The sequence below is a fragment of the Micromonospora sp. NPDC005171 genome (genome assembly GCF_040608575.1).
GTDB lineage: Bacteria > Actinomycetota > Actinomycetes > Mycobacteriales > Micromonosporaceae > Micromonospora.
Map to the genome: position 1 here is coordinate 1 of NZ_JBEXIM010000086.1, position 1,231 is coordinate 1,231.

At 65.2% G+C, this 1,231-nt stretch carries 1 protein-coding gene; it reads right to left on the bottom strand.

Annotated elements, in window-relative coordinates:
- Window positions 1-1,231, bottom strand: a 1,231-nt coding sequence (glnA, locus tag ABZU74_RS34025) for a type I glutamate--ammonia ligase (protein ID WP_112589649.1), incomplete at both ends; no start/stop codon positions are given.

Here is a 1,231-nt window from a genome sequence, read left to right on the forward strand (position 1 = left end):
ACCTGCTTGACGTCGCCCCACTCCTCTGGCGGGAGGTCGTAGAGGTCCTTGTCGATCGGCGTGGGTGGTTCGATCTTGCTCTTGATGCCGTCGAGGCCGGCCATCATCATGGCGGAGAAGGCCAGGTAGACGTTGGCCGACGGGTCGGGGACGCGGAACTCGACGCGCTTGGCTTTCGGGTTCGCGCCGGTGACCGGGATGCGGGTGCAGGCGGAGCGGTTGCGCTGCGAGTAGACCAGGTTGACCGGCGCTTCGAAGCCCGGCACCAGGCGACGGTACGAGTTGATCGTCGGGTTGGTGAAGGCCAGCAGCGACGGGGCGTGGTGCAGCAGACCGCCGATGTACCAGCGGGCCATGTCGGACAGGCCGGCGTAGCCGGTCTCGTCGTAGAACAGCGGTTCGCCGTTGAGCCAGAGGCTCTGGTGGGTGTGCATGCCGGAGCCGTTGTCGCCGAAGAGCGGCTTGGGCATGAACGTGGCGGTTTTGCCGTTGGCCCAGGCTTCGTTCTTCACGATGTACTTGAAGAGTTGGAGCTGGTCGCCGGCGTGCAGCAGGGTGGAGAACCGGTAGTTGATCTCGGACTGGCCGGCGGTGCCGACCTCGTGGTGTGAGCGTTCCACGTTGAAGCCGGTGTCGACGAGGCGGCGCACGATCGAGTCGCGCAGGTCGGCGTAGTGGTCGACCGGCGGGACGGGGAAGTAGCCGCCCTTGTAGGCGGTTTTGTAGCCGCGGTTGCCGCCGGGCTCTTCGCGGCCGGTGTTCCAGGCGCCCTCGATCGAGTCGATGTAGTAGAACGACTGGTGCGCCGAGGTTTCGTGGCGGATCGAGTCGAAGATGTAGAACTCGGCCTCGGCGCCGAAGTAGGCGGTGTCGGCGATGCCGCTGGCCGCGAGGTACGCCTCGGCTTTCTTCGCGACGTTACGCGGGTCGCGGCTGTAGGCCTCGCGGGTGAACGGGTCGTGGATGAAGAAGTTCAGCGCGAGTGTCTTCTGCGCGCGGAACGGGTCGATGAACGCGGTGGCGACATCCGGGAGCAGGAGCATGTCCGACTCGTGGATCGCCTGGAAACCGCGGATCGACGAACCGTCGAACGCGAGGCCGTCGGTGAAGAGGTCGTCGTTGACGGACTCGACCGGCAGGTTGAAGTGCTGCATCACGCCGGGCAGGTCACAGAAACGAACGTCGACGAACTTCACGTCCTCGTTCTTGAGGTATCGCAGCAGTTCCTCGG